This window comes from Streptomyces chiangmaiensis (assembly GCF_036281785.1).
Taxonomy (GTDB): domain Bacteria; phylum Actinomycetota; class Actinomycetes; order Streptomycetales; family Streptomycetaceae; genus Streptomyces; species Streptomyces chiangmaiensis.
The window spans coordinates 1-8,622 of the sequence record NZ_JAYWVC010000280.1; the positions used below are offsets into that span (position 1 = coordinate 1).

The 8,622-nt window shown below is 69.8% G+C and carries 9 protein-coding genes and 1 pseudogene; 3 read left to right on the forward strand and 7 right to left on the reverse strand.

Annotation, left to right across the window (positions count from 1 at the left end; all coding sequences use genetic code 11):
- Positions 1-301: 301 nt before the first annotated feature.
- The 3 genes from VXC91_RS39780 (at position 302) to VXC91_RS39790 (ending at position 3,148) form a co-directional block, all read left to right on the forward strand.
- Positions 302-1,021 (forward strand): hypothetical protein, encoded by a 720-nt coding sequence (locus VXC91_RS39780; RefSeq protein ID WP_329512232.1) that lies wholly within the window; start codon positions 302-304, stop codon positions 1,019-1,021.
- 95 nt (positions 1,022-1,116) lie between these two features.
- Positions 1,117-2,133 (forward strand): hypothetical protein, encoded by a 1,017-nt coding sequence (locus VXC91_RS39785; protein WP_329512233.1) that lies wholly within the window; start codon positions 1,117-1,119, stop codon positions 2,131-2,133.
- A 154-nt stretch (positions 2,134-2,287) separates the two neighbouring features.
- Entirely contained in the window at positions 2,288-3,148 is an 861-nt protein-coding gene (locus VXC91_RS39790) for an MBL fold metallo-hydrolase (RefSeq protein ID WP_329512234.1), read from the forward strand.
- A gap of 56 nt (positions 3,149-3,204) precedes the next feature.
- Here VXC91_RS39790 and VXC91_RS39795 read toward each other — a convergent pair whose 3' ends face one another.
- The 7 genes and pseudogenes from VXC91_RS39795 to VXC91_RS39825 form a co-directional block, all read right to left on the reverse strand.
- A complete protein-coding gene (locus VXC91_RS39795) occupies positions 3,205-4,251 on the reverse strand; it encodes a PP2C family protein-serine/threonine phosphatase (protein ID WP_329512235.1) in 1,047 nt (348 codons plus the stop codon).
- Positions 4,252-4,743: 492 nt separating this feature from the next.
- Positions 4,744-5,922, reverse strand: coding sequence for an MFS transporter (locus tag VXC91_RS39800; RefSeq protein WP_329512240.1), 1,179 nt, complete (start codon positions 5,920-5,922; stop codon positions 4,744-4,746).
- A 38-nt stretch (positions 5,923-5,960) separates the two neighbouring features.
- A complete protein-coding gene (locus VXC91_RS39805; RefSeq protein ID WP_329512236.1) occupies positions 5,961-6,527 on the reverse strand; it encodes a Chromate resistance protein ChrB in 567 nt (188 codons plus the stop codon).
- 48 nt (positions 6,528-6,575) lie between these two features.
- Positions 6,576-6,701, reverse strand: a complete 126-nt coding sequence (locus VXC91_RS39810; protein WP_329512237.1) for a hypothetical protein — start codon at positions 6,699-6,701, stop codon at positions 6,576-6,578.
- Positions 6,702-6,774: 73 nt separating this feature from the next.
- Positions 6,775-7,191: a YkvA family protein gene (locus tag VXC91_RS39815; RefSeq protein WP_329512238.1), complete on the reverse strand. Its 417-nt coding sequence runs from the start codon at positions 7,189-7,191 to the stop codon at positions 6,775-6,777.
- Between the two features lie 269 nt (positions 7,192-7,460).
- Positions 7,461-8,087 (reverse strand): hypothetical protein, encoded by a 627-nt coding sequence (locus VXC91_RS39820; RefSeq protein WP_329512239.1) that lies wholly within the window; start codon positions 8,085-8,087, stop codon positions 7,461-7,463.
- Positions 8,084-8,622: pseudogene (locus VXC91_RS39825) on the reverse strand (histidinol-phosphatase); the annotation flags it as partial. The gene VXC91_RS39820 and the pseudogene VXC91_RS39825, both read right to left, overlap by 4 nt.

An 8,622-nucleotide genomic window follows, 5' to 3' on the forward strand; every position in this document is an offset into this window, starting at 1 on the left:
AGCGAACCTGCGGGCCTACCGGGCACGGCAGCGGGCCCAGAACGCACCGTAGACCTCACCCCTCCGACGCCGCGGGCAGTATCGGGGGGTGTGATCCGCTTGCGCTGAATATGTGAGATACACCCAGGCGTATTTCGTTGCTTGAAGCACCCGAAATGCATACGCTCATTTCGTTCGGCGGGTGCCGAACTCCGGGTGTCACAGTCACGGTGCGCTCCACACGCGCGGCCCGCATGAACGAGCCGGCCCGGAATCGCACCCGGCTCCCCCACACCACACGCAACACTCCAAGGAAACCCACGTGAACGAGTTGCTCACGCAGGCCATCGAAGCCCACGGCGGGATGGCTCGCTGGCAGGAGCTGACCGAGGGGCAGGCAACCATCGTCAGCGGTGGTGACCTGTTCACCATCAAGGGGCTGCCGCAGGATCCCGCCCCTCGCGAGATGAGCGTCCGACTGCACGAGGAGCGTGCCTCGGTCACTCCCTTCGGTGCGCCCGACCAACGGACCGACTTCACGCCCGGTCGGGTGAGCATCGAAAAGCTCGACGGACGCGTGGTGGCCGAACGCGAGGACCCGCGGACGTCGTTCTCCGGACACACTCTGGAGAGCCCGTGGGACCCGCTGGACCGCGCCTACTTCAACGGTTACGCGCTGTGGACGTATCTCACCACCCCCTTCGTGCTCGCCATGCCGGGCTTCACGGTCACCGAGATCGCGCCGTGGCGGGAGGGAAACGAGATCTGGCGGGGGCTGCGGGCCGTTTTCCCGCCCGAGATCGCCAGCCACAGCACCGAGCAGGACTTCTACTTCGGCCCGGACCACCTCCTGCGTCGGCACGACTACCACGTCGACGTGGCCGGTGGATTCGCCGCCGCGCAGTACGTCCACGAATTCGTGGAGGCGGACGGCATCCTGCTGCCGACCATCCGCCGGGCTTACCGCCGCGACACCGACGGCCGGCCCCTGGTGCAGCAGGTCATGGTCTCGATCGACCTGAGCAACATCCGCTTCCGGTGACCGGACGGCCGTCTGACGCCCCCGCGATTGCCGACGTCCTCCTTCCCCCTGCGGCGCAGACCCCGGTCCGCCATCGATCATGGAGAGATCCCAGAGTGCACCCCCAGCTCCCCCAGGCCTCGCACGCCAGACGCCGGACACCTGTCCGTATCTGGCTGCAGCCGTTTCTCATAGGTCTGGTCATCGTCTCCGCGTTCGTCACCTGCTACATCGGTCTCCAGCGGGACCCCCAGCCCCACCGCCTGCCGGTGGCGGTCACGGGACCTCGGCTGGCGAGCCAGATCCAGCAGGCTCTGGGGGATGCGATCGACGTCCGGCCCACCGGCTCGTCCGATCAGGCGCGGGACGCGGTCCAGCATCGCGACGTGGTGGCCGCACTCAGCGCGCAGCATCACGGCAGGGACCTGAAGCTCGACGTCGCCGGCGCGAACGGCGTGTCGACGACGACCGCGGTCAAGGCCATCGTCACGGCGTACGCGCACGGCTCCGGCCGGCATGTGACCGTGTCCGACGTGGTGCCCCTCGACCGGTACGACGCACGCGGGCTGGCGGGGTTCTACGTCTCCTTCGGAGTGACCCTTTCCGGGTTCGTCCTCGCACAGAACGTGCTGGGGCTGAGCAAGCTGCTGCATCTGCGGCATCGCTTCACCCTGGTGACCGTCTTCTCCGCCGCATCGGGCCTTGTGGCCGCCGCCATCGCCGGCCCCGTACTCGGTGCCGTACCTGCGCCGTTCCTCCCGCTCGCCTTCGTACTGGCTCTCCTGGCGGCGGCCGCGGCATTCACCACGAAGCTCCTGGGCACGTACTTCGGCCCGGTGGGTGTCCCGCTGGCCACCTTGCTGCTGTTGACCGTGGGCAACTCCACCAGCGGCGCCACGGTCGGCCCCGACCTGTTGCCCGGCGTGGCGCGGTCCGTCTCGGCACTGCTCCCGCCCGGTGCCGCCGTCCGCGCCGTCGCCGACATCACCTACTTCGACGGTGCACATGTGCTCCCTCCGCTGGCGACGCTCACCCTGTGGGCCGTGGGTGCCGCACTCCTCCTGGCCGCCCGTACCCCGCGCACGGCTCAGCCCGTTCTCCCAGCGGCCGGAGCGGCCGCCTCCTCCGCGTGACCGAGCCTCCAGGGCAGCGGCATGTCACGTGGTAGCGTCCCCGTGAACGTGCTCGGCCGCCTGCCCCACACCAGATGTGCGCCGTGCCCCCTCCGCCCGGACGGGTCCGCCAGGACGACGGACCGGAGGTTTCCTCACGGAAGCAGGCGAGGCCTTGATCGATTTCGGCGGTGGCGTTCCCCGGCCACGCGCACTCGACGTCCGATGGATCCATGGCTCGCCGTCGGCCAAGCACAACACCGATCCGGACATCCAGGTCCACGGATACGACGAGAACACGTTCATTCTCCGGCAGAACATGGCGGTCAACTACGAGGCGCCGTTTCTGTTCCTGCTGTTCGGGGACGCTCAGGCGGTGTTGATCGACACGGGTGCGACCGCGTCCGCGGAGTTCTTCCCCCTGCGCCGAACGGTCGACGAACTGGTCGTAGCCTGGCTCGTCCGGCATCCCCGCGACGGATACCACCTGCTGGTCGTGCACACCCATCCGCACGGCGACCACATCGCGGGCGACACCCAGTTCACCGATCGCCCCGCCACGACGGTGGTGAGCGCGCATCGCACCCAGGCATGGAACTACTTCGGGTTCACCCAGGACCCCGACGCCGTGGCATGCATCGATCTCGGCGGCCGCGTGCTGGAGTGCCTGGCCACCCCCGGCCATCACGAAGCGGCGGTGACGTTCTACGACCCGTGGACCGGGTTCCTGCTCACCGGTGACACGGTCTATCCCGGTCGGCTCTACATCCGGGACTGGCCGGCCTTCGCCCGGACCATCGACCGCCTGATCGAGTTCACCGAGCGCAGACCGGTCACCCACGTGCTCGGCTGTCACATCGAGATGACCCGGCAGCCGGGGGTGGACTACCCGATCCGGACCACCTACCAGCCCGAAGAGCCCCCGCTGCAGATGACCACCCGCCACCTGCACGACATTCGCGCGGCGATCAAGGAGCTCGGCGACCGGCCCGACCGGCGCGCCTACCCCGACTTCATCCTCTGGCCGAACGCCTGACCGCGGCGCCGTCGGGGCCCGCGGCCGCCGCGGTCCCGTTCATGTGAGGGCCTCACTCATGTGCGGGCCTCGCTGGACACGGTCGGTCGAGAGAAGCACGGATCCATGACCGCACCCGGAGCGGGACCCCACCGGACGGCCACCATCGCGAGGTCGTCCTCGAGATACCCGCCGGTGTAGATGTCCAGGTCCCGGCCGATGTGCCGCAGCAGACGATCGGGGTTTTCCCAGGTCCAGGCGGCGGCTCGGTCGAGGATCGGATAGAAGTCGCCCTCGGCATCCCTGGCTTCGATGACGCCGTCGGTGTAGAGCAGCAGGGTGTCCCCGGGGCCGAACGAAACGGACTCGAGGCGATAGGCGTCCGGATCGGTGCTCGCCAGACCGAGCGGTGGGGAGGGCCGGAGCGTCTCCAGCGCCCGCACACTCCCGCCGTGCCTCAGTAGCAGCGGGGGGTGCCCGCAGCTGACGAAACGCGCAACACCACCCTGATCCGGGATTTCGACGAGGAGCGCGGTGATGAAGCGCTCGCCTGCCTCGGGGTCGCACGCGGCGAGCTCGGCCAGGTGCCTGCGCACGCTGCGCTCCAGCGACGCGGCCAGCTCAGGAAGTGTGGCGTGCTCGGGTGCGGCCTCGCGAAACGCGCCGAGGACGGCGGAGGTGTCCTCGATGGCCGCCAGCCCCTTGCCGCGTACGTCGCCGATGAGAATGCGCGTCGTCGTGCCGGTACGGGCGGCGGCATACAGGTCACCCCCCACCATGGCGTGCTCGGCCGCCGCACGGTACGCGCAGGCGATGGCCACCGGGCCCAGCTGTCGCGGAATCGGTCGCAGCAGCACTTGCTGGGCGGCCTGGGACACCGCCCGCACCTGGGTCAGTTCTCTCAGGTCACGGTCGTGCAGGGCTCGTGCGGCGACCACGAAGCTCGAGACCACCAGCAAGGCGCCGATGTGGATGGCCAGAACCGGTGAGTGCAGCAGCAGGTCGTGCGTATCGATGACGACCGTCGCCGCGCAGGCCAGCAGGGCGATGCCGATCGTGAGCCGGACGCGGGCGAACGCCGCCGTGAAGGTGGGGGCCGCTACCAGCAGGGGAGACAGGTGCATGATCAAGGGCACGCGAGAAGCGGCCAGAGTGATCGCCACGATCAGCGAGACCGCGGTTCCGCCTATGTACAAGCCCCCGGCAGGCGATGACGGGCCGCGACTGCGGAATCCGCGTCGAAAGCGCCGCCCCTGGACACCGGGAATCCCGACCCCGTGTTGTCTGAACCTGCCGCCCACCCACTTCGGCGTCCGGCTGAGTGTTGAGTAGAAGTCCATGGGCAGTCCTGCGGGTCGTACGAGCCCCCGTGCACGGTGGTGCGGCGAGACCTGCCGCCGTCCACAGCAACGCGGCTAGGCGTGCTGCTGCGCGTCAAGCGCGGCCCCACCACCTCTTTACCGAATCGTGGAATTCACCTCCCACTATCCGGTCCACTCTGCGACGCGGATCTGGTCGCGTCAAGAACGGCAACGGTCGTTCTCGAGGTGGGGTCACCGGACGTACAGCCCCCGTCGCTCCGGGCGAGACGACGGGCATCCTCGGTGGGACGGTGCTCACGGCCGGTCGGATGTGTCGCTCGTCGGAGCGCGACGCTCGAGGGATGTGCTGAATCGCCGGCGAAGCAGTCCCACCACCGGTCCGACCGCGAGAAGGAGAGCGAGGGCCATGTACCCGTACGTGAGCGTCGCAAGTGTCGCGACGCCCGCGACGAGCAGCGGGCCGCCCGCGTCCCCGAGCTCGCGCCCGAGTTCGGCTGCGCCCATCGTCTGACCCAGGCGTTCCTGAGGGGTCGACGAGGCCAGGGTGGCGAAGCCGAGCGGGGTTATCAAACCGGTTCCCGCACCGATCAGGGCGGCCCCGACGAGGACGCCGGTGAGACCGGGCAGCGTGGCGCTCGCCAATCCGGTGGCGGTGAGCAGCAGACCGGCAGCGATTCCGCCACCCGCGGTGATGCGGCCCTCGTCCCGGGCACGGCCGGCTTTCGGCTGGACGACGGCGGCGCAGGCGGCCAGCACCGAGACAGCCGCGCCGGTGGCCACCGTGCCCAGGCCGGCTGCCCGACCGGAGACCGGCAGGAAGCCCACGCCGACCGAGAGGGCGGCGGTGGCTCCGGCGAGTGCGGCGGTCGGGGCGAGGAAGGAGGAGTCGGCCAGGCGGCGTGCCAGGTCGAGCACCGTCTGCCTGGCTTTCGGCAGGGGCGGTACGACCGGCACGGCGAGTGCGGCCCATGCGGCGACTGCCGCAGCGAGCACAGCCAGCACCGCGAACAGAAGTCGCAGGCTCCCTGCCCACACCAGGACGCCCCCGAGCAGCGGACCCAGGGTGTAGCCGATCGACTTGTAGAAGCCGTAACTACCGAAGGCCCGGCCGTGTTTGGCGTCGGGATTGAGCCGGGCGACCAGAGCGGAGGCCGACGGTGAGAAGGCGGAGGCTGCGGCGCCTTGACCCAGACGAGCGGCCCAGAGCCAGGCCGGGCTGTCCGCAATGACGTAGAGGGCGGACGCTGCGGCGAAGGCCATGAGGCCGCCGAGGAGTACGGGGCGAGCGCCGATGCGGTCGGCGAGGGTGCCGAAGACGGGTTTGAGGACGACTTCGGCGCCGTCGTACAAGGCGAGCAGCCCACCGAGCACCAGCAGGGAGGTCACGGCGTCCCCGGAGAAGCCGCCGAGATTGGCCGCGATGCCGTGAGCGCCGAAGGCCGTGGTGAACCCGGCCGCGTAGAGCGGCCACATCTGGCGGGGCGACGCCGACCGCATCGCGGTGCTCCCCCTCATTCGCCCTCCTCCGTCGCGAGGTGCAGAGCACGGAACACGCGCTCCGCATAGTCCTCACAGGCAGCAGCGCACTGCTTGAGCCGCCTGGCGGCCTCGGCCGACTCGGGAGCGCCGAAGACGTCGCGCGCCGTCAGATCCCGGTGCCACCGACGCAGTCGCTCCAACGACTGCTCTTCCTCTTCCAGTTCGGCGAGGGTGAACTTGGCGATGCGGATCTCCTTGGCCAACTCCTCCTCGAACTTGCCGCAGTCGGCCAGGAACTCACGCCAGTCATCGGACCGGGCGGCGGTGAACATCGCCCGGAAGCGCGCCCCGTCCTCGGGGCCGCGCCCTGCTGCGTTGAGGGTCAATGCCTGCCCCTCGGCGTGTTCGGTCAGCGTGATCGCGCGAGCGATGCCGTCGGCGAAGACCGGCACATCCGGCACGGCCCACACGCCCTGGCCGAGGGAGAGGGCACCGATCTTGCGCAGCTCGCGCCACACCGCCACCCGGTGCCGGCTGGGCTCCGCGGGCACCTTGATTACGAGGATGACCCAGCGGCTCCCCGTCTCCGAGTTCGTCACGAGATTGAATGTAGCAAGTGTTACATCCGTCGTCGTGCCGGCGATCCGTCAGGCGCTGAGCACCCCGGTGGCAAGCAGCCCCAGCAGCGCCACACCGACGACGACCCGTGCACGCTGGAAGACGCCCGAACGGGCATGACCAGAAGCGAGGACGCTGATCGTGATGAATCCCAAGCGATGCGGGCAGTTCGGGAACGAACAGATGGATTCCTCGGACGAACTCCTGTTGAGTGAGGGCCTGCTCCTGTTACTCCTGGGGTGCGTCGGCGGGTAGGCCCGCGAGACGGCGTACGACGCTGAGGCCGTCTGCGGTGCCGGGCCAGTGCCGGGCGAGGGCACCGGTGCCGGCCTGCCGGATGATGGTGCGGAGCGCCAGGGCGACGGCGATGGCGTCGTCTGCGTAGCCGAGAACGGGGATGAAGTCGGGGACCAGATCGATGGGCAGGGCCAGGTAGCCGACCAGGAGCCATAGCAGCCAGCGGGTACGGCGCGGCAACGACCTGTCGCGAGCGAGCCGGGAGACCAGACGCAGCAGGTCCGGCAGGAGACGAACGGCCTCGGTGAGCAGGTTGCCCTTGCGGCGGGCGATCGCGGCCGACCACCGCGAGCAGGTCCAGGCCCTCGCGGCCTCCCTCCATGACGAGATGGCGCCGCCCGGGAACACGCCCGTGACCAGGTGCCGGAGCAGTCACCGCGGGGCCGCTGCAGACGGTCGCACTTCGAGCAAGGCGAAACACGAGGTCATCATGCCGTTGCTGCCTTCGCGCCAGGTGACCACCTCGAACCGGGTGCCGAGGACGCCCAGCAGGAGTCCGAGCGGACATGGCATCACGCCCAGATGTACGACCCACGGCGCGGCTCGGTCAGAACCTGGCTGTCACCGAGCCGACCCGGAGTGAGGACCTGACTGCGGGACAGCGGACGCCGCCGTTGTCAGGCGTGATCGGCGCAGCAGGGGGTCGGGTTCGGTACCTCGAAGGGCGCGAGGGCACCACCGACAGCCGGGACCAGGGCAAGGGTGAGCCGTCCGTCCCGCCACTCAGGCCGGACGTGATCGCGGGTGAGCACTGGTGTGGCGGGGTCGGGCCCGTCGCCGTCCCCCAGGGGTGCGCCGACCACAGTGATGCGGTCGATGGCGGTGAGGGCGAGCACATCGGCCACGGTGACCGTGCCGGTGAGGCGCTCCGCGCCGGCGTACACCACGGCCCGGCCGCCCTGTCGGTCCGCGTGTTCGGCAGCGGCCAGGGCCGCCGCGCGGATGGCCACGGCAGGACCGTGGGCACGCTCTGCGAGTACGGCGCCCAAGTCCGTCTGCTCCGCCGCAGCGGGGAGGAGGTGCAATGCCGCGTCGGCCGCAGCGGCGTCGGGCAGGGCCAGCGAGATCGCTGTGCCACGGCGCTCGGCGGTACGGATCAGGTGGGTGCAGGCGATCGTGCCCGAGGGAAGGCCGAGACGCTCCACCAGATCGTGGATCAGGTGGTCAGCCTCTCGCAGTGTCGCCGTACCGGCGTCCACCCCGATGACGAGGTGGACGCCGGACGCGTCGTGCGGTGCCGTCATGCGGGCAGGACCCACATGGGGTTGGAGTAGAACCACAGGTCCTTCCAAGGGTCGGCGTCCCCCAGCACATCCATGGCCGGACCGGCCGGGTCGACGGAGGCGCCGCGCAGACCGACGGCCATGCGGTTGCCGTCGGTGCCGCGCAGCCGGACGTACACCGGCTTGTCGACCTGGCCCAGGGAGTAGGTCAGGCGCACCGAGCCGGTGGACTTGTTCACCACGAAGGACTTGACGACCTTCGTGTTCGGCGTGGTGAAGGTGTCCTTGTCGGCGGTCGGGCCGGTGACATCGCCCTGGATGACGTCCAGACGGGCCAGCGTCGGAACGAACTGCGACCAGTTGGGGCCGTTGGCGAGGCTGACCTCGACGACCAGGTCGACCTGGCTGCCGCGGCGCACCTGCAGCATCCCGCCGAGGGTGACCGCGCGGCCGCCGGAGCGGAGCTGGGCGTTCAGGCCGCTGATGAGTCCGCCGTGGTCGACCCAGACACGGCCGGCACGGATACCGTCCATGACCGACTTGTAGGAGAAGCTCT